Origin of the sequence: Paraburkholderia sp. IMGN_8, assembly GCF_038050405.1 — a bacterium.
Lineage (GTDB): Bacteria > Pseudomonadota > Gammaproteobacteria > Burkholderiales > Burkholderiaceae > Paraburkholderia.
The window spans coordinates 775,897-794,527 of sequence record NZ_CP150901.1 but is presented as its reverse complement, the minus strand read 5'-3'; the positions used below and the strand labels follow the sequence as shown (position 1 = coordinate 794,527).

The window sequence follows — 18,631 nt, the reverse complement described above, 5'->3', positions numbered from 1 at the left end:
CCCAAACGAATCAAACGGCCACTGACATCGTTCCGATCAACGCGACCGCATCCAACCCATCGCTGATCGAGTCTGCGGCACGCCAGTCGGCTTCTCGCGCGCCCGGCTCTGGAGCAGGTAGACCCCCGCGAGAATGGTCGCCATCGCGATCAGATCGAGCGGGCGCATCGGTTCGTGGCCGATCGACAATCCCAACAGCAAGGCAATGACAGGCGGGATATACGTCACGCTGGAAGCCGCGACCGCGCCGAGCCGCCCGACAATGTAGTAATACAGGATGTAGGCAATCCCCGTTCCTGTCAGCCCGAGACCCAGGACGAGCCCAAGCGCTGCTCGCGTGTCGCCGGTTACACGCGCCATGCCGTGGAAGTCTGTGACGCAACTCAGTACGACAAGCGCGAAGCCGATCTGCCATGTCGAAAGCGCCAGTGGTGAGAGGTCGAGGCCGGAGAGAAAGCGCCGCGCGTACACGAACGAGCATCCGACGCTGAGTGAACCGGCGACCATATAAAAGACTCCGAGCAAATTCACACCGCTTGCATGGGCATTCCATGGCCGTGCAATCATCAACACGCCCACGAAGCCGCTCAAGATGCCAAAAATCATCCGCGCAGTTGGGCGTTCCAGGCGCAATAGCGCCCATGCAGCGAGGAAAGAAAACAGCGGGATCGCTCCGCTTAGCATGCCCGCCACGCTGGATAGCAGCAGCGCCGCCCCCTTCGCAAACGCGTAGTAGTAGACCACGGTGGCAAGCAGCGACATTACGAGGAAATGAGGTGCGTGGCGCAGATGGCGCCATTTCAGCTCGTCCCTGATCAGCGCCATTGCCAGGATAGGCAGGAAGCCAAACAACGTCCGGAGAAAGACGATCTGGGACGCCGATATGTCGACGCTCGCCCATTTCATGAACATGAAGTTGGTGCCCCAGATGAGGCCGAGCGCTGCAAAGGCGAGGTAGGCGGGGTTCATGGCGACGAACTCGAAGAATGTTTCCAGTCTTCATTGTCGTTACGCCGCCGATGCGGTACAAATGATTAAATTTTTCCGATGCAATAGGAAAACTACGCCATGAGACCCATCCCGCCCATGAAGGCCTTGGTAGCTCTGGAGGCTGCAATGCGGCTCGGCAGTTTTACTCTAGCTGCCGAAGAGCTGAGCGTGACGCCCGGCGCGGTCGGCCAGCAAATCCAAAAGCTCGAAGAGTGGCTCGGCGTCGCCCTGTTTGTGCGGCAGATAAGGCAGGTGACGCCGACTGCCGAAGGCCGCGCGTATTTCGCGCGGATCCAGCCGGCGCTCGCGGAGATCATCCATGCAAGCCGCCGCTTGCGGGAACGTCAGAACAAAGGCCTGCGGCTTTCGATGCCGCCGAGCTTTGCCGCAAAGTGGTTTGCTCCGCGCATGGCGGACTTGCTGCAGGTGCACCCGGGAATCGCGCTGAGCCTTTCGACGTCCACCACGCTCGTCGATTTCGAACTCGATGCCGTCGATCTCGCGATCCGATATTTCAACGGCGCCGATCCGCAGCTTTCAGTTCAACTGCTTTGCCCCGATGAGGGGCACGTCTACTGCAGCCCGGCTTACGCGAAGAAGTGGAAATTGAAGCGACCCGAAGACCTTCGATCGGCGACGCTGCTCCACAACACGTTGCATCCGCACTGGTCGGCCTGGTTGACGCGCTTCAGCAATCTTGGCGAAGCGCAGATCGAAGCGATCGCCGGCATTCAATTCGATCAGTCCTTGATGGCAATCGAAGCAGCCGTGCGCGCGCAAGGGGTGGTCCTGACAAGTCCCATCCTCGTGGAGTCCGAGCTTGCTGAAGGGTCGCTTGTCGAACCGTTCGGCAAAGCGCTGCCGCTGCCGAACGGATACTATCTCGTACACCCCGATGCGGACGAACTTCAACCAGGCGTGAAATCGCTGAAAGCGTGGATGGTCGAGAAGATGGCTGCCGGAAGCATTCTCCTGGATTCCGGCCAGGCAACACATCGATGAATAGAAGCCATTTCCCCGTGAACGGCGCTTTACCCGACAACAACGGACGCTCTTGAGTTGGAAGTGACGGACCGCTTGTGGCCGCACCCGGTCCGACGCAGGCCTCGATCGATCGCTGATCGCAGCAGATATCGAACCCGTCACGTAACCACCGGCGCAACCGCGTCGCAGTGTAGCTGTCGAGCGCCCGATACGCGCGGCTGCCCAATCTCCACGTCCTCGCTACGTATTGCGTTGGTCTTGAACTGAGGCCCCTTCCCTCCCAGCATTACACCGGCTTCAACGGTAATACGGGCCTCTCCGTCACCCCAAGGCGCCCGGCCTGTCCCTCACGGGCATCCGGTTGGTCATCCCTGACCATGCCAACGGGCTTCCCGTGTTGCGTGCGCTTTCCCTGTGTACATGCTGTCGCCACTACCCCGGCGCAGCGGCTGGGCGTCCAGCCTGCTCATTCACCCAGTCGTATCAGCCTTCCCCGATAGGGTTGTCGGGTCGGCCTGCGCATCGACCTTTTCGAGGTTTGCTCGGCGTTCACTCGCGTTACGGCCTGCACACTCGCGCTGTCACCAGTTCGTGATACGCTTTACCCGAAGGCTTCAGCCATTTCGTTGCCTCCATAGCTGCTCCGTTGCTTCCGGCTGGAGCGGTTGCCGGGCGGGGCTTGCACCCGCTGGAAAGCGCCACCTTTTCACGGCGCACACCCACTCCTGCCCTTCGAACCTGCGCTATCTCAAAGACACCTTACCGGACATCAGCGGTCATCCGCTACGTACGTGGGCTTCATCCGGCGTGCGGTCTTCCAGGCTCGAATGCTAGTGCAAAGGTGACGCGCAATGGCGCCCCGTCGTCGCAACGAAGTTAGAATCCGTCCGACACCGGTGGGCATTGCCTCCTATCCATCGCGACTCTGCCGTCGTGATGGATAGATCGAGCATGGCGAGGCCGGCGTTCAAGCAACAGGCCGTTAGCACGCTGACGTGATAAACCCGTTTTGCATTAACACGAGGTTGGACCCAGAGCGTCCCGGCTTCGCCTCAGCAACGCCCAGGCACGCAATAACCCTAAGTCGGCAGGTCTGCGACCAGTTCCTGAAGCTCTGCCATAAGCGGTACGCCATCCAGGGTGGGCGTCTAGGGCCGGTCGACCCATTCCGACTGTCGCTTCGATTTGAACAACGAGTTTGAGGCGATGCGTTGATGGCCGCAGGCATCGCACTGCTCGACATGCTTGCCTAGCGCCGCCGTGCAGCATAGGTCGATAGCGCTAATCACGCGCCGCTGCGCATGACTGCGCGTCCCTGGCTTTCGCTTCCGGATCCAAAACGTTTTCCTTTTTGCTCAACCGGATCAAGCAGGCGATCCCATCGCCAATGAAGCTTCGCAAGCCGGGGGCGTCCCAAGAGGACCATGCCGGCTTGATACAGACACTATTCATCCTCCAGGTTCCAACGCTGGTGGCCGGCACTCCGATGGTCGCCATGGTGGTGGTCCCCATCATCGTCATCGTTGCAATTCACGGTTCTCACAGGGCCTCGACCCACGAATCGGTCCCCATTCACGAGCTTCCCGGTGATGACGGCCGACCTGTCGCCGCACGTAATGCCGGTCTCATTGCTCCTGAAGTGAAATACGAGGTCGACCAAGCCCTCCTTGTTCGTGTGCTCGAAGGACGCCGCGAAGGTTTCGGAGGCTGCGTTGGGTCCAAAGCGAACGCTCAACGGGTCGATGGTCGACGCATCGAAGGTCGGCGTCGAAATCACCTCCACCTTGAGCACGTGACGCTCGCGCGGATTAACGCGGTGCGTCGGACCGCCGATTTCGATCCGAATGCCCTTGAAAACGGAACTCGATGTACGCAGTTGCGTCAGGGAGTCCGGAGTGACCAGAAAATCCGGGAATTGCCCGACCACCTTCCTCGGGTCAAGAGCTAGTGCAAGCTGCCGAGCAGTCTCGATGGCCGCGTCGTCTGCACCCGAACTGGCCAATTGGGCCCTCTGCTCTGGCGACCAGCCGCCGGCGATCGACGATTGGAACGCCTTGAACTGCTTCGGGGAGACCGGAACCGGTGAGAGGCCTTCGGCATGAAACGCCTCCGTCAACGCCTGCCGTCGCTTCACTTCCTTCAGCAACAGGCCGCCCAAGCTGACTTGAAATGCCGCATGCGCCTGACGTTGCCGCTGCGGCCAGATAACGTCGCCGGCGGCTTCAGCGGTGGATGCGCGGTTCGTGGCCATATACATAGCCTGCAGCAGCCCAAGCATTGTCGTCTCATTGGCTAGAAGCGCATTCATTGCGGCCGCCGTCTTCGGCGGGAGTGCTGAAACGACGGGAACGAAGGGAGCGGGCACAGGTACCGGGATTATGGTGTAGTTGAGGTCGGATGGATCGACGACGGCCTCATAGCCGTAATATGCGGATATCAACCAATATAGCCCCGACGCGCCACCCAGAATTACGGCACAAGTAGCCTGCGCAGGGGGGGCGGCGGCGTATACGCAAAATGGCGCCGCGGTCGCGAGCTCAGCGGCACCTATGTTGTATTGTGCGGATTGTATTGCATCCTGGCGTTTAGTTGTGTCCGTCGGCGGCTGCTGCGGACATTGGGTAGCGGTCGGTTCGCTAGACGGCTGCGGCGCGCTAGCCGCCTGCGGCGGAGGCGCGATGCATTGGTTTGGCTGCGTATCAAAACATGCCGCGATACATTGGTTTTGCTCTTGCGCCAGACAGAAGGGTGTTGCGATAAATCCTAGAGCAGCGGCCACAACGGCGGTCCGAATACCAACGAAGAAGCAAGACATGATTCGCTCCATTCAAGGGGTCCTCGGACACCTCGAGACAATCAATCCACGCTTTGGTCGCGACAGAGAATTTTCAATATCCCGATGCCAGCCCTTCGATATGTAAACAAAGAAATATATGATTTAGAAGGATTACTTAGCATTTAGAAGGTGGTGGTAGAAGTATGGGCGATCGAACTCCTTCAATCCGGCTTCCGCTCCAGTGCGGGTGCGAAACGCAATTTTTGGCACGTTTCGTTCGCTAAGCTGAACTACTGTGCAAGCAAACGATTTCCTAGTGCTTTGCTAACCCTGATGGGGGCCTCGTTATTCGCTATGGATTTACTGACAACGGCTTTTCAATGAAGCGTTCTGTAGGTAACGTGTTAGACGATAGAAATGCTCGAGTCAAGCCCGCTTTATGGAGTTGGATGTGCCCGCTTCGAAACCATGCGCACCGTCCTGTTCCTCATCGCCAGCAAACTGGATTTCTCAGCCTTCAACCTCATGCTCGCTGAAGTGCATTGTTTAACTCCGGATTCGAACGAGCCATAAAACGTCAATGATCAAAGATCCTCGATTCGATACGGCTCGAAAGCTGGCAAGCTCGCTACGGAGCACATAAAACAACGTACCGAGACAGAAATTGGATCGTGACCGTCCGCAGCGGTCGACGGCACGGCAGACATGGTGCGCGCACTAAAGTCCGTTGTCTGGAGCGGAGCCGACGCTCGAATGTCGGGCGGAGAGCGCGGGTCAACGGCCGTAATTGGCCGATTGCCGGCAATTGGGACCGGCGAGTTCTGATCCGACTCGGAGCGGATACGCTCGGTGATTCTTTGTCACGGCGGCGCCTGAATTCCCTGAGTAACCCGTGCGGCCAGACATTTTGTCGCCTGACTAAACGGCCAGTCACGTCTCAAGAATCTCGATGCCGTTTTCGGCACACCATTGCCTCAGCGCGCTTTCGACAGAGTCGGCTTCAAACGTATACCAGGCTTCGAGAACGCCTTCGCGCTGCAGCAGATCCTTGAAGCGCGAGTAAGCGCCTTGTCGTCGGAAAAATCCTTCGACCTGGTCGTAACGCGCAGGTAACTCCTGTGCGACAAAGCGCAAGGTGAGACTTCTTCCGAGATCGAGATCGTTCTTATGCGGTATCGCAAGGTAGCGATCCGAGGTTTCAAGGTCGTCAGGAATATCCTCGTCGAATGCGTCGTTGGAATCAGATGTCCAATAGACTTCGCCCGTATCGAGCGAGACATACGCGTTGTGTTCCATCGGCGATGCGGAGCTAATGAAGTCGAAGGCCATAGAAAGATCGTCGTATTTGACCGCGACCATGGCTCTGCTCCCATAAGTTGTAACGTCCGAGTTGAACGGGCCTCAGCGATCGAGATGCGGCGACGCCCGTCCAGCAGCGAACATTTCGGCCCTTAGTTCGTGACGCAGGAAGGTATCCTTGGTGTGTTTACCATCGCGGTCAAGTCGGACCGCGCGCGGAACCGCGATGCCCGCTCCGCGTTAGAGCCGCGCTGCATCACCCAGCGAGCGTCTAGCCGATGCGTCTCCTGTAAATTCTAGCTATTTGAACGTCCGCTCATGGCCGAGGCTGCGTCTAAAAAGGGACTTCACGGTCCGAGCGAAACGCGTTCCACAGCTCATTCCACGCAATTGCACTGTGCATCAGCGCGCGACTCACTGCCAAGTCCCTCCAGACGTGTGCGTCTGGCCGCCTGCTGCCTGTCGCGAAGGGTGGCATCCGACCCACCTCGGCCCTTCGACCCGGCGTGACCTTAACGGCGGCTTCCAATGTACAACGGCCGTTCGCCCATTACTGTAGGTCGGCGGGTGTCGGCCTTTTCAGTCATCCACACCCATCGTATCCCGCGCCCAGCGAGTGACCGGTTGCGAGCTATGCCTCGGACCGGAGTCGAGCCGTTGTGACCGTTATTGCGTATGCAACCTGGGACCGAAGATGGACCTGAGTACTTTGAGTTTGACTCGGGGGAAATAGAATCCTAAGGTCCTAATGGCGAGTAGCGCCCATTGACACCGTCGACGTCTGTCTACCCAACACCCTCCGGAGGCTCGTGATGAAGCACCTCGGTCGTCGGCATCCGGTCGCACGGTGCACGGTACTCTGTCTCGCGGTATTCCACAGTGCGCTTGCGCAAGAAGCTTACAACCCGACGTCCAAACCGAAATGGATGCTAGGCGACACGTGGGAGTATCGATGGCATAACCCGATCTCTGGAAAGGATGGGGTAATGGTAGCGACTGTAACGGCAAGAGCCGAAGACGGCACCACTACCGTCGAGTACGCAAGTACGCCTGGGCCGACCATCGTCTACCAGCGCGACCAAGACCTGAATATTCTCCGGCGCGGCGGTGTCCGGTACGCGCCCTGCGAGCGGCTTTTCGATTTTCCGCTAGCCGTAGGGAAGTCGTGGAGCGCTCGGTTTCAGGCGTTCGACGGCTCGAGCGTCCGCGCCATTGACCATGACCTGTCCGCCCGGGTTGCCGCAATCGAAGAAGTTGATGTGCCTGCGGGGCACTATACGGCCTTTCGCGTGGAGGTGCATGACCTGTGGACACCTCACGTGACGGACTTTCAGGTCGGAATAGCATCTTTCGCGCGAACCAACGTAGTCTACTGGTATGCGCCTCCGGCAACACCCGGTGCCTAGCTACTGAATTTCCTGTAACGCCTAGCTTCCCGGCAAGAGGCTAAAATCCTAGCTGTGCCATAAAGGCCGCGCCAAAGAACCGGCGAAGAAACAACACCAAATCTTAGTCAGAAAAATCCATAACTGAAATTTTTAGTCAGCTAAACGTGAAACCCCGGCTGAGTAGGCCTCCCGACCGACGAAAAAATCCGTAACTTTAGGAATTTGAAGTCTGGTACGCTGCGCCCTTTGCCACCGCTTGCATTCGACTCGATGGAAACCCCTTTCAATGATCGTGGCGTGTCGGTCACGCGTAACGCGCTTTCAGCCGCCGGCCAGGTGTTCCCGCTGCGCGACATTCTGGACGTGCAGGTCGTCACCGTGCAGAAGAACAAAGTCTTACCGTCTACGATCTCGCTGATCGGGCTGGCCGGCGCCATTGCCGGCGCGATATTGCACTCGCCGGCGGGCATCGTGTGCGGCACGATGCTGGCGGTGGTCGGCTGGCTCACCTGGGCGACGCAGGACATTACCCATCGTCTGATGGTGCAGACCGCCAATGGCGAACGTGAGGCGCTGTCGAGCATCGATCGCGAATTCGTCGAGCGGGTCGCCGCGGCCGTGCATGAAGCAAAGGCAGCCGCTGCCGCGCCCACTGCTTGAGCCGTTCGCAAAGCGCCTGGCGTGGTGCGCTCAAGCGGCACATTCAGACGCCACGCGTTAACACAAAATTGATTCGCGGCGCAGCAGCTTTTGCGCGTCTTTGAGGCGCGCATCGCTAGAGTGGACATGTATCAACAACGCGCACCGCCTCGCCAAAGCGGCGCAATCACGATGCTAACGTCCGCCGCCACATCTGAAATCTCCCTGCCACGCGCGCTGCGCGTTGCCCGTCCCACGCATCTCATCGTTCCGCTCGTCATCATCGAAGTGACCGTGCCCGGCACCTCATCCGCGAGCGGACGGCGCGCACTGCATGCCGCGCTCGGCGACGATCTGCGTCTCTATGTCGTCACCATCGACAAACAGCACGAGCGCATGACCTTTCGCATCGAGGTCACCTCGCGCACGCTCGACGACGTCATCGGTCTGCTGACAACGGCCCTCGACCGCGCCACGTTGGGCCGCGCGCAGACCACCGTGATCCGGCGTCCACGCGACTATTGATTTAGATCAATGCTTGCACGGGCGCATCTTTAGCGGCACGCCAAACCTTTAGACATCTTTGCAATTGCCCGCGCGGGCAGCTTGGTCTGTATGCCGCAAAGGGGAGTGAAAAGTTCGCGCCGTGAGATTCATTGAACGCTAAAAAAAGGCCGGTTCTCTCGAACCGGCCTTTTTCTTTGAAGCGAACAACCGCGCGCCGTCACTCCATATCGAGCGACTTCACATGCCAGATGTCGCGGGCATATTCGCCGATCGTGCGATCCGACGAAAACTGCCCCATGCCCGCAACGTTTTCGATCGCACTCCCGGCCCACGCGCGCTGGTCGACGAAACGCGCATCCACGTCGTCCTGCGCCTTCGCAAAGGCCGCGAAATCGGCGAGCACCATGTAGTGATCGCCCCAATCGACTAACGTATGGAAGATATCGGAGAACCGTAGCGGATCGTCCGGCGAGAAGAAGCCCGAGCGAATCTGGTCCAGCGCCATGCGCAGCTCCGGATTCTCCTCATAGAGTTGCCGTGGCCGGTAGCCGGTGGCGCGCAAGTCGTCCACTTCGTCGGCAGTGTGGCCGAAGATGAAAATGTTCTCGCGTCCCACTGCGTCGCAGATTTCGATGTTCGCGCCGTCCATCGTGCCGATCGTCAACGCGCCGTTGAGCGCGAGCTTCATGTTGCCGGTGCCCGACGCCTCGGTGCCGGCCATCGAAATCTGTTCGGACAGATCGGCCGCCGGAATGATCAACTCGGCCACGCTCACGCCGTAGTTCGGCACGAACACCACCTTCAGCCGGTCGCCGATCAGCGGATCGTGGTTGACTTTTTCGCCGACGTCGCCGATCAGCTTGATGATCGTCTTCGCCATTCGATACGCGGACGCCGCCTTGCCGGCGAACATCACCACGCGCGGCACCCAATCGCGCTCGGGGTTCGCGCGAATCTGGTTGTAGCGCACGATCACGTGCAGCACGTTCAGCAACTGCCGTTTGTATTCGTGGATGCGCTTGACCTGGAGGTCGAACAGCGCGTCGGGATCGAAGTGCTGTTTCGTGTGATGCGCGAGCCGCTGCACGAGCCGCAATTTGTTTTGCCGCTTCGCTTCACGGAAGGCGTCGATGAACGCTGAGTCGTTGCGTAAATCGCGCAGTTGCTCCAGCTCGAACAGATTGCGGCGCCAGTGCTTGCCGATCTGCTGATCGATCAGCGACGACAACGACGGACTCGCCTGTGCGAGCCAGCGCCGCGGCGTGATGCCGTTGGTCACATTGGTGAAGCGCTCCGGAAAGATGCGCGCGAAGTCGGCGAAAATGTCACGCGTCATCAGTTGCGAATGCAGCTTCGACACGCCGTTCACCTTGTGACTCGCGACGATCGCCAGGTGCGCCATCCGCACGCGCCGCTGGCCATATTCGTCGACGAGCGAAATGCGGCGGATCATCTCGACATCATGCCCCGAATGCTCGCTGACATGCTTGAGAAACTCCGCGTTGATCTCGAAGATGATCTCCAGATGGCGCGGCAGCAGACGCGCGAGCGTCTCGACGTCCCACGTTTCGAGCGCTTCGGGCATCAAGGTGTGGTTCGTGTACGAGAACATCTGCGTGATGTGCTTCCACGCCTTGTCCCACGGCACGTGATGCACGTCAACCAGCAAACGCATCAGCTCAGGAATCGCCAGCACTGGGTGGGTATCGTTCAGATGCACCGCCACTTTTTCGGCGAAACGGCCGAACGTGCTATGCGTGCGCTGATAGCGGCGGATCAGATCCTGCATCGTCGCCGAGACGAAGAAGTACTCCTGGCGAAGCCGCAACTCGCGGCCTGCCGGCGTCGAATCATCGGGGTACAGCAGGCGCGACACGTTCTCCGACATATTCTTCGTGTCGACCGCGTTGCGATAGTCGCCGCGGTTGAACGCGCCGAGGTCGAGCTCTTCGGTCGCACGCGCCGACCATAGGCGCAGCGTGTTCGTCGCGCTGGTCGCGTAGCCGGGAATGACGGTATCGTAGGCCGTGGCGTTCACATGCTCGGTGTCGATCCACTCGACATGCTCGCCGCGCTGCACCGTGCGGCCGCCGAAGTGCACCATGTACTTGATCTCCGGCCGCGGAAACTCCCACGGATTGCCCGCGCGCAGCCAGTAATCCGGCGCCTCGACCTGCTCGCCGTTGACGATCTCCTGACGGAACATGCCGTATTCGTAACGGATGCCATAGCCGAAGCCCGGAATGCCGAGCGTCGCCATTGAATCGAGGAAGCAGGCGGCCAGCCGCCCGAGGCCGCCGTTGCCGAGCGCGGCATCCGGCTCGAGATCGGTCAGCGCTTCCATGTCGACGCCCAGACTCGCGAGCGCTTCCTTCATCTGATCGTAGATGCCGAGCGCGAGCAACGCGTTCGTGAAGGTGCGCCCGATCAGGAATTCCATCGACAGGTAGTAAACGCGCTTCACGTCCTGTTCGTATTGCAGGCGCGTGGTCTTCATCCAGCGCGCGACCAGCCGGTCGCGCACGGCCAGCGCGGCGGCGTGCAGCCAGTCGTGCGGGTGAGCCGTGACGGCGTCTTTGCCGACGCCGTACATCATGCGATTGGAAATTGAGCGCCGTAGCGCGTCGACGGTACTGTTGAGCTGGTCGAATTCCAGATCGACGGCTGTCATCGAAGCCTCCGGGAGAAAGCGACGCGGCATACGCAAACCGCACAGTTGACGGACGGGAGGCGCGTGCCGGTCAGGCGGGTTAACAAGCAGAGTAGAACATTTTACGACCCGCGGACACCGGCGAGCGCGAGCGGCTATCACGCACGTGCCATGCCCGCCGACATGCGGCGCTTCGCAGGTTTTGCGCACACGCGCGGTGCAAACGGCGCATTCACGGCACTGCGCGCGTGCATCGGCGTGCAAAAGAAACAAACGATCAGGCAAACGCTGGCGAGCGATGCGTGCGCGCTTCGATGAGATGCAGCGCGATTATTTTTCTACCGTGTGACGTGCGGATGAACGACTCGATGCCGGCGATATGTGGTCGAATCAGGCCGCCTCGCCTGCTCAACATGTTTCCCGCGCGAGCTTGTATCGTGCGGTCGCCATCCATGTTCGAAGACGCGGCGCGGGCTTGACCGTTAGTTGCGTTATTGAATCGCCAAAACGGCCACCCCTGCCGTTGCGTTCCCAGCACGATTTCCACGTCTCTGTAACAATCGCTACATTCGCTGCGCAAGCCGCCCTGACCGCTGCACTCAGGTCACGCGCGCCTCACTCCACACACAACCCTGCCGCTTGCGCACCGCGTCACTCCTGGCGCGGCCGGCGCTTCGGCATGCTTAACCCGACGAGCCACGCCTTGTCCGACAAACCCAGCGCCACTTCCGCTCACACCTACCCGACGGACGGCCCGATGTCCGCGGCGAACCGTCGCGCGATGGCCGCGATCATGCTGGCCGTCGCGCTCGCCACGCTCGACACCGCGATCGCCAACACCGCCCTGCCCGCCATCGCCGCCGATCTGCACGCCGCGCCCGCCGCGTCGGTATGGATCATCAACGCGTACCAGCTCGCGATGGTCGCGACGCTGCTGCCGCTCGCCGCGCTTGGCGACATCGTCGGGCATCGGCGCATTTATATCGGCGGCATTGCGCTGTTCACGCTGGCGTCGCTGGCCTGTTCGCTCGCTTCAACGTTGCCGCAGCTGGCCGCCGCGCGCGTGCTGCAAGGGCTCGGCGCGAGCGCGATCATGAGCGTGAATACCGCGCTGATCCGCTTTCTCTATCCGCCGCATCGGCTCGGCCGCGGCCTGGGCACCAACGCGCTGATCGTCGGCGTGTCGTTCGCGGTCGGGCCGACGGTGGCGTCGTTGATTCTGTCGGTGGCGGCATGGCCGTGGCTGTTCGCGATCAACGTGCCGCTGGGTCTGCTGGCGCTCGCCTTCGCATGGCCGGCGTTGCCGCACACCGAGCGCGGCACGCACAACTTCGACCCGGTCGCCGCGCTACTCAACGTGATCACCTTCGCGGCACTGATCTTCGCGCTCGGCGAGGCCGCCCAGCAAGCTCCGGCGCAACTGGTGCTGAGTGCCGCGGCGGTTGCCCTCGTGTTCGGGCTGCTGCTGATCCGGCGTGAGGCGGGACACCCGGCGCCGATGCTGCCCGTCGATCTGTTCAAGCTGCCGGTATTCGCGTTGTCGGCGGTGACTGCCGTGTGCTCGTTCGCCGCGCAAGGGCTGGCGTTCGTGTCGCTTCCTTTCTATTTCGAGGATGTGCTGCATCGCAGCCAGGTCGAGACCGGCTTTCTGATGACGCCGTGGCCGGTGGTGGTGGCGTTGGCCGCGCCGCTGGCGGGCAGTCTGTCCGACCGCTATCCGCCGGGCTTGCTCGGCGCGATCGGTCTCGCGGTGATGTCGGCGGGGATGACGTCGCTCGCGTTGTTGCCGGTGCATCCGCATGTGCTCGATATCGGCATCCGGATGGCGGTGTGCGGCGCGGGCTTCGGCTTCTTCCAGTCGCCGAATCTGAAAGCGTTGATGGCGAGCGCGCCGCCCGAGCGCAGCGGCGGCGCCAGCGGCATTGTCGCGACCGCGCGGCTGCTCGGGCAAACCACCGGCGCGGCGCTGGTCGCGCTGAGCTTCGGCATTGCAGGCCGGCACGGGCCGACGCTCGCGCTAGGCGCCGGGGCTTTCTTCGCCGGCGCCGCGAGCCTTGCAAGCGGATTGCGGCTTCTGGCGCCGTCTCATCGGGCCGGCGTGCACGCAAAGGCGACGGCGAAATAAACAAAGCGGGCGCACTGCCGTGACAATGCGCCCGCTTTTTGCTGCCCTAGTGCCTCAATGCGCGGCGAAATACCCCTTCACTGCCGCGATAAACGTATCGATATCGGCACGCGACACGTCCTTATGCGTGACGAATCGCGACGCATACAGCATCTGCGTAAGAATGCCACGCTCCTTGAGCCACGCTTCGAGCCGCACGCAATGCTGCTGCGGAAACTGCGCGAACACCATGTTGGTCGCCACGGACTGCACCTTGACCTGCCCGATGTCGGCGAGGCCGGAAGCCAGATGCGCGGCGTTCGCGTGATCGTCGGCGAGACGCTCGACGTTGTGATCGAGCGCATACAGGCAAGCCGCCGCCAGCACGCCGGCCTGGCGCATGCCGCCGCCCAGCACCTTGCGCCAGCGATGTGCGACGTCGATCAGCGCCCGGCTGCCGACCAGCACTGAGCCGACCGGCGCGCCCAGGCCCTTCGAAAAGCAGATGGATGCCGAATCGAAAGGCCCGCACAGCGCGGCGACCGGTTGCCCGGACGCGACTGCCGCGTTGTAGACACGCGCGCCGTCGAGGTGAGCGGAGAGCCCGTGCTGGCGCGCCAGTTGCACGGCTTCCGCGACATAACCCGCCGGCAACACCTTGCCGCCGATGGTGTTTTCCAGCGCAAGCAGCCGCGTGCGCGCGAAGTGGTTGTCGATCGGCTTGATCGCGGCGGCGATCTTGTCGAGCGGAATCGAACCGTCGGCGGCATTTTCGAGCGGCTGCGGCTGGATGCTGCCGAGCACCGCGGCGCCGCCGCCTTCGTACTTATAGGTATGCGCCAACTGGCCGACGATGTATTCGTCACCGCGTGCGCAGTGCGCCATCAGCGCGGCCAGGTTGCTTTGCGTGCCGCTCGGGAAGAACAGGCCGGCCTCTTTGCCGGTACGCTCGGCGACGCTCGCTTGCAGACGCAGTACGGTTGGGTCGTCGCCCCAGACGTCGTCGCCCACTTCGGCGGCCGACATGGCGGCGAGCATTGCCGGCGTCGGACGGGTTACGGTATCGCTGCGCAAATCGATCATTGTGAGAATCCTCTGTTTGACGGCCCGTCATGGCCGGCCGGCGTGCCGCTTCGGATGCTTCATCTGGCGGGTGCGGCTTCGGTTGTTGAACCACAGAGTGTATTTCAATTACCGCAGCGCGGTGAATCGCGCTAAAAACCTGCGCGCGCCATCCCCGCTTGTTCCCGGCTAGTGCACTGAACTCAGCCGCCGGACTTGGGCAACCAGGCAAGCGGATCGACCGGTTGGCCGTTCTGACGCACTTCGAACTGGATCGACGCCACACCCCGGCTATCCACACCGACTTCGCCGATGGTCTGGCCTTGCGCGACGGCGTCGCCTTCCTTGACGAGCAGCGTGCTGTTTTGCCCGTAGGCGGTAATCAGTGAATCGTCGTGCTTGATGATGATCAGCGGCCCGTAAGCCTCGATACCGGAGCCCGCGTACACCACCCGGCCGGTGGCGGCCGCCTTGACCGGATCGCCGGGGCGCCCGCCGATCACGATGCCGTTCGACCTGCCCGGCGCGAAGCCTTTGAGCACCGGCCCGCGCAACGGCCACAGCAGCACGCCCTGCTGCGGAGCGGCGGCGGGCCCGTTCGCTACATTGACCGGCGGCGTCACCACACTGCCGGAGGCCATCGGCGGCGCAACGCGCAGCACCTGCCCTGGATTGACGGCCGCGGTGTTCGGCGCCAGACCGTTCCACGTAGCGAGGTCCTGCGGCCGACGGCCGAACGCCGACGCGATGCCGGCGAGCGTGTCACCCGGATTGACGCGATAGAAACCTGCCGGCACGGGGACCGTGCTGAGGGTGGTCGGCCGGCTCGGCGTACTGCTATAGAACGGCGTGCTCTCCCACGGCATCGTCGTACAGCCGCCGAGCATGACGCCAAACGTGGCCGCGATCAGAAACCGCGCCCCCGTGAATTGCCATTGTCTTGTCATGTGATGATCCTCGACACGTTGATTCAATTGATCTGCCAGCGTGCGCGGCAAAGCGCAGTGTAGTGTTCAACCGAAGCGGCAACACTCATTATGCCCGCCGCGCGCGTCCGTACCGGCACTGCCGCGAACTTCAGACGCTGCCTTGCGCCTCGACCACCAGAATGCGCGCCGCACCGATCGGGTGCGCAACATGTTCGGTGCCGACCGACGCGTAAAACACATCGCCCGTTTCCAGAATGGTCGACTGTTCGAGTCCGGCTTCGCGGTAGCGCATCTCGACGCGGCCATCGAGCACGGCAAACACTTCCTCGCCGTACTTGATGTGCCATTCATACGGCTGATCGGTCCAATGCAGGCGCGTCGTGATGGCGCCCATATTGGCGATATCGAGTGCGCCCCAAGGCCGCGTCGCGGTGAAGCTCTTGCTGCGAATGATCTTCATAGGGAATTGACGGTTGAAGAGCACGTTACGGTCTTCCCCCTACTCATCCGGCATACAGGCTAGGCGGGGCAGCGAAGCCGCGTGTTTCGACTGCCCCATTATAGGGCTCACGGCGGGTCTCACGGCCGTCCCGAAGCCCGCGCCGCGCTATTCGTGTGACTTATTGAATCCTTTGAGGCCTCGCCTATACTCAGTCATGCTGCCGCAATGTGCCGTACGCGAAACGCTCAGGTCCTGTGAGGAGTCGGGGATGAACAAAGCCACCTTTCTGGCCGTGCAACTCAACGTCGACGATGTTGCGGCGTCGCCCGGGTTGGTCGAGTTGCTGAACACTCATCTGGTTTTCGCGGTGGACGTGGCCGAAGCCGCCGACGCGCTGGTGCAGCTCGCCAGCATCGCGGGCCTGTCGAGCGGTGTCGAGGCTAGCGTCGAGATTCCCGCCGTGGCGATCGAGCGGCTGCGCGAGGCGCTCGATAATTTGAGCGGTTACGATGAATCCTGGCTGCTCGCGCTCGAACCGAGCCGCGCGCTGTTCGACGAGATCGGCCGCCGGCAGCGCACCTTGCATTAGGCCGCATCCGCACTGCCGCGCACCCCGGCGCCAAGTTCAAAGCAAAGCGTTCAGGCGGGCCGTAAACGACAAAACGCCGTCCGGAAACCGGTCGGCGTTTTTTATTGCGCACCGCCTGTTAGCCAGGCGATGTCTGCATCAGCTTCGGCGCAAATTAATTAGTTGCCGAAGTAAACCGATTGACGGTCGTTGCCGCTGATCGGGCGGCCAGCTTGCGAGCTTCCGGCGATCGGTGCGCCGTAACCGCTGTTCGCGGCTTGAGCGGTACCGTTCTGTGCGTCGACACGTGCTTGTGCGGCCTGAAGGTTGGCCGGATAGTCGAGGTGATCGCCAACCGGGTTGTAGCCGGCCTTTTCGAGTTGCACCAGTTCAGCGCGAACTTGAGCGCGCGTCACGGGCTGGTTCGATTGGGCAAACGAAGCAACAGGAGCAGCCAGAGCGGCGGCAACGACAACTGCGGAAATAAGCGTCTTCATGATTAACCTCCAGAACTTGTTTTGATTTCGCTTCGGGACCCATGTCTCGTAGCGCTTAAAAACAAGTTTAGGAGCGCTGGCATCTAGGGGAAACCCCTAAAACGACGAAACTCTATTTCGCTTTTCGCAACAGTTGGTAGCCTGCCATGCCCACATGCTATCTGAATAATAGCTTTCAGCAATAATTACCTGCCTCGACTTCTATCACCCCCGCAGCCCGCCGCGCCTTATAGCAAGCGCGCCGGGCCGCGGTTCAAACGCTTAGCTCCAGTTCGCGTGGAAGCTGCCCGGCTTGTCGACGCGCTCGAACGTATGCGCGCCGAAGAAATCGCGCTGTGCTTGCACGAGGTTCGCCGGCAGGCGCTCCGAACGATAAGCGTCGAAATACGCAATGGCCGAAGCAAACGCCGGCACCGGCACGCCCGCATTGATCGCCGCGACCACCACGTCGCGCAACGCCGACTGGTAATTCGCGGCGATGTCGCGGAAGTACGGGTCGAGCAGCAGATTGGCGATCGCTTTGTCTTTCGTATAAGCGTCCGTGATCTTTTGCAGGAAGCGGGCGCGGATGATACAGCCGGCGCGGAAAATCTTCGCGATCGTGCCGAAGTCGAGATCCCACTTATATTCCTCCGATGCCGCCCGCAGTTGCGCGAAGCCCTGCGCGTACGAAATCACCTTGCTGAAGTACAGCGCACGGCGCACCGACTCGATAAACGCTTCACGCTCGGTGCCGAGCGGCTTCGCCCTCGGCCCTTCGAGTACCTTGCTCGCGGCCACGCGCTGCGTCTTCAACGACGACAGCACGCGCGCGAACACGGCTTCGGTAATCAGCGGCAGCGGCGCGCCGAGATCGAGCGCGTTCTGGCTGGTCCACTTGCCGGTGCCCTTTTGTGCGGCGCGATCGAGAATCATGTCGACCAGATCCTTGCCGGTTTCCTCGTCTTTCTTGCCGAAAATCTTCGACGTGATTTCGATCAGGTAGCTGTCGAGCTCGCCCTGATTCCATTCCGTGTAGACCTTGCCCAGCTCTTCGTTCGACAGACCCGCCACCTGCTTGAGCACCGCATAGCTCTCGGCGATCAGCTGCATGTCGCCGTATTCGATGCCGTTGTGCACCATTTTCACGAAGTGGCCCGCGCCGTCCGGTCCCATGTAGGCAACGCACGGCTCGCCATCCGGCGCCTTCGCGGCGATTTCGGTGAGGATCGGTGCGACCAGATCATAGGCGTCGCGCTGGCCGCCCGGCATGATCGACGGGCCTTTGAGCGCGCCCTCTTCGCCGCCCGACACGCCCGTGCCGATGAAGTGCAGACCGGCTTTCGCCAGTTCCTGATTGCGGCGGATGGTGTCGGTGAAGTGCGTATTGCCGCCGTCGATCAGGATGTCGCCCTTGTCCAGCAAAGGCTTGAGCTGCGCGATGGTGGCGTCGGTCGGCTCGCCTGCCTTGACCATCAGCAGAATGCGGCGCGGTTTTTCCAGCGACTCCACGAACTCTTCCAGCGTGAATGCCGGCACCAGCTTCTTGTCCGGATATTCGGCGATGAGTTCGTCGGTTTTCTCGCGGCTACGGTTGAACACCGACACCGCGTGGCCGCGGCTCTCGATGTTGAGCGCCAGATTGCGGCCCATGACCGCTAGCCCCACCACGCCGATTGCCTGTTTGCCCATGTGAATTCTCCAGAGTCCATAAAAATGTCGGGACGTCGCGCCGGAATGACCGTCGGCGGGACGTCGAGGGTGAAAGGATAAAAGAAATGCCGGCTTGCCGCTTGGTGGCGGGCAGCGAATGGGGC

The 18,631-nt window shown here is 61.4% G+C and carries 15 protein-coding genes and 1 pseudogene; 6 read left to right on the top strand and 10 right to left on the bottom strand.

Annotation, left to right across the window (positions count from 1 at the left end):
- Nucleotides 1-36: 36 nt before the first annotated feature.
- Nucleotides 37-969 carry a DMT family transporter gene (locus WN982_RS24835; RefSeq protein ID WP_341318296.1) on the bottom strand — a complete coding sequence of 311 codons (933 nt, stop codon included), beginning with the start codon at nucleotides 967-969 and terminating at the stop codon, nucleotides 37-39.
- A 99-nt stretch (nucleotides 970-1,068) separates the two neighbouring features.
- Between WN982_RS24835 and WN982_RS24830 the strand changes: the two genes are divergently transcribed.
- The gene (locus WN982_RS24830; protein ID WP_341318295.1) at nucleotides 1,069-1,992 is read left to right on the top strand and encodes a LysR substrate-binding domain-containing protein; all 924 of its coding nucleotides are present in this window, start codon (nucleotides 1,069-1,071) and stop codon (nucleotides 1,990-1,992) included.
- Between the two features lie 1,175 nt (nucleotides 1,993-3,167).
- On the opposite strand, the pseudogene WN982_RS24825 reads toward WN982_RS24830, so the two are convergent.
- From WN982_RS24825 to WN982_RS24815, 3 genes and pseudogenes are all read right to left on the bottom strand, one after another.
- Nucleotides 3,168-3,272 (bottom strand): annotated as a pseudogene (locus tag WN982_RS24825) (transposase zinc-binding domain-containing protein); the annotation flags it as partial.
- Nucleotides 3,273-3,418: 146 nt separating this feature from the next.
- Complete coding sequence (locus WN982_RS24820; RefSeq protein WP_341318294.1) at nucleotides 3,419-4,282, bottom strand: hypothetical protein; 864 nt, start codon at nucleotides 4,280-4,282, stop codon at nucleotides 3,419-3,421.
- 1,398 nt (nucleotides 4,283-5,680) lie between these two features.
- A complete protein-coding gene (locus WN982_RS24815) occupies nucleotides 5,681-6,109 on the bottom strand; it encodes a hypothetical protein (RefSeq protein WP_341318293.1) in 429 nt (142 codons plus the stop codon).
- A 926-nt stretch (nucleotides 6,110-7,035) separates the two neighbouring features.
- Here WN982_RS24815 and WN982_RS24810 point away from each other — a divergent pair.
- The 3 genes from WN982_RS24810 to WN982_RS24800 all read left to right on the top strand — a co-directional run bounded on the left by WN982_RS24810 (nucleotide 7,036) and on the right by WN982_RS24800 (nucleotide 8,601).
- Nucleotides 7,036-7,455, top strand: coding sequence for a hypothetical protein (locus WN982_RS24810; RefSeq protein WP_341318292.1), 420 nt, complete (start codon nucleotides 7,036-7,038; stop codon nucleotides 7,453-7,455).
- Nucleotides 7,456-7,707: 252 nt separating this feature from the next.
- Nucleotides 7,708-8,097 (top strand): DUF6232 family protein, encoded by a 390-nt coding sequence (locus tag WN982_RS24805; protein ID WP_341318291.1) that lies wholly within the window; start codon nucleotides 7,708-7,710, stop codon nucleotides 8,095-8,097.
- Between the two features lie 171 nt (nucleotides 8,098-8,268).
- Nucleotides 8,269-8,601, top strand: a complete 333-nt coding sequence (locus WN982_RS24800) for a hypothetical protein (protein WP_341318290.1) — start codon at nucleotides 8,269-8,271, stop codon at nucleotides 8,599-8,601.
- A gap of 199 nt (nucleotides 8,602-8,800) precedes the next feature.
- On the opposite strand, the gene WN982_RS24795 is transcribed toward WN982_RS24800, so the two are convergent.
- Nucleotides 8,801-11,254 (bottom strand): glycogen/starch/alpha-glucan phosphorylase, encoded by a 2,454-nt coding sequence (locus tag WN982_RS24795; protein WP_341318289.1) that lies wholly within the window; start codon nucleotides 11,252-11,254, stop codon nucleotides 8,801-8,803.
- 736 nt (nucleotides 11,255-11,990) lie between these two features.
- On the opposite strand from WN982_RS24795, the gene WN982_RS24790 reads away from it, so the two are divergent.
- Complete coding sequence (locus WN982_RS24790) at nucleotides 11,991-13,358, top strand: MFS transporter (protein WP_341319412.1); 1,368 nt, start codon at nucleotides 11,991-11,993, stop codon at nucleotides 13,356-13,358.
- A gap of 54 nt (nucleotides 13,359-13,412) precedes the next feature.
- Here WN982_RS24790 and ltaE read toward each other — a convergent pair whose 3' ends face one another.
- The 3 genes from ltaE to WN982_RS24775 all read right to left on the bottom strand — a co-directional run bounded on the left by ltaE (nucleotide 13,413) and on the right by WN982_RS24775 (nucleotide 15,788).
- On the bottom strand, nucleotides 13,413-14,420 hold the full coding sequence (gene ltaE / locus WN982_RS24785) for a low-specificity L-threonine aldolase (RefSeq protein ID WP_341318288.1): 1,008 nt from the start codon (nucleotides 14,418-14,420) through the stop codon (nucleotides 13,413-13,415).
- A 182-nt stretch (nucleotides 14,421-14,602) separates the two neighbouring features.
- Nucleotides 14,603-15,346, bottom strand: coding sequence for a peptidoglycan DD-metalloendopeptidase family protein (locus tag WN982_RS24780; RefSeq protein ID WP_341318287.1), 744 nt, complete (start codon nucleotides 15,344-15,346; stop codon nucleotides 14,603-14,605).
- Between the two features lie 130 nt (nucleotides 15,347-15,476).
- Nucleotides 15,477-15,788 (bottom strand): cupin, encoded by a 312-nt coding sequence (locus WN982_RS24775; protein WP_341318286.1) that lies wholly within the window; start codon nucleotides 15,786-15,788, stop codon nucleotides 15,477-15,479.
- Nucleotides 15,789-16,038: 250 nt separating this feature from the next.
- Here WN982_RS24775 and WN982_RS24770 point away from each other — a divergent pair, with 250 nt between their 5' ends.
- Complete coding sequence (locus WN982_RS24770; protein WP_341318285.1) at nucleotides 16,039-16,359, top strand: hypothetical protein; 321 nt, start codon at nucleotides 16,039-16,041, stop codon at nucleotides 16,357-16,359.
- Between the two features lie 158 nt (nucleotides 16,360-16,517).
- Here WN982_RS24770 and WN982_RS24765 read toward each other — a convergent pair whose 3' ends face one another.
- Nucleotides 16,518-16,835, bottom strand: a complete 318-nt coding sequence (locus WN982_RS24765; RefSeq protein ID WP_341318284.1) for a DUF4148 domain-containing protein — start codon at nucleotides 16,833-16,835, stop codon at nucleotides 16,518-16,520.
- Between the two features lie 261 nt (nucleotides 16,836-17,096).
- Complete coding sequence (gene gndA / locus WN982_RS24760; protein WP_341318283.1) at nucleotides 17,097-18,506, bottom strand: NADP-dependent phosphogluconate dehydrogenase; 1,410 nt, start codon at nucleotides 18,504-18,506, stop codon at nucleotides 17,097-17,099.
- Nucleotides 18,507-18,631: the final 125 nt, after the last annotated feature.

Excerpts from the sequence above, each read along its gene's own strand:
- WN982_RS24775 (WP_341318286.1), bottom strand. The coding sequence starts at position 15,788 with ATGAAGATCATTCGCAGCAAGAGCTTCACCGCGACGCGGCCTTGGGGC.
- gndA (WP_341318283.1), bottom strand. The coding sequence starts at position 18,506 with ATGGGCAAACAGGCAATCGGCGTGGTGGGGCTAGCGGTCATGGGCCGC.
- WN982_RS24765 (WP_341318284.1), bottom strand. The coding sequence starts at position 16,835 with ATGAAGACGCTTATTTCCGCAGTTGTCGTTGCCGCCGCTCTGGCTGCT.
- WN982_RS24770 (WP_341318285.1), top strand. The coding sequence starts at position 16,039 with ATGAACAAAGCCACCTTTCTGGCCGTGCAACTCAACGTCGACGATGTT.
- WN982_RS24815 (WP_341318293.1), bottom strand. The coding sequence starts at position 6,109 with ATGGTCGCGGTCAAATACGACGATCTTTCTATGGCCTTCGACTTCATT.
- WN982_RS24810 (WP_341318292.1), top strand. The coding sequence starts at position 7,036 with ATGGTAGCGACTGTAACGGCAAGAGCCGAAGACGGCACCACTACCGTC.
- ltaE (WP_341318288.1), bottom strand. The coding sequence starts at position 14,420 with ATGATCGATTTGCGCAGCGATACCGTAACCCGTCCGACGCCGGCAATG.
- WN982_RS24835 (WP_341318296.1), bottom strand. The coding sequence starts at position 969 with ATGAACCCCGCCTACCTCGCCTTTGCAGCGCTCGGCCTCATCTGGGGC.
- WN982_RS24830 (WP_341318295.1), top strand. The coding sequence starts at position 1,069 with ATGAGACCCATCCCGCCCATGAAGGCCTTGGTAGCTCTGGAGGCTGCA.
- WN982_RS24800 (WP_341318290.1), top strand. The coding sequence starts at position 8,269 with ATGCTAACGTCCGCCGCCACATCTGAAATCTCCCTGCCACGCGCGCTG.
- WN982_RS24820 (WP_341318294.1), bottom strand. The coding sequence starts at position 4,282 with ATGAATGCGCTTCTAGCCAATGAGACGACAATGCTTGGGCTGCTGCAG.
- WN982_RS24790 (WP_341319412.1), top strand. The coding sequence starts at position 11,991 with ATGTCCGCGGCGAACCGTCGCGCGATGGCCGCGATCATGCTGGCCGTC.
- WN982_RS24795 (WP_341318289.1), bottom strand. The coding sequence starts at position 11,254 with ATGACAGCCGTCGATCTGGAATTCGACCAGCTCAACAGTACCGTCGAC.
- WN982_RS24780 (WP_341318287.1), bottom strand. The coding sequence starts at position 15,346 with ATGACAAGACAATGGCAATTCACGGGGGCGCGGTTTCTGATCGCGGCC.
- WN982_RS24805 (WP_341318291.1), top strand. The coding sequence starts at position 7,708 with ATGGAAACCCCTTTCAATGATCGTGGCGTGTCGGTCACGCGTAACGCG.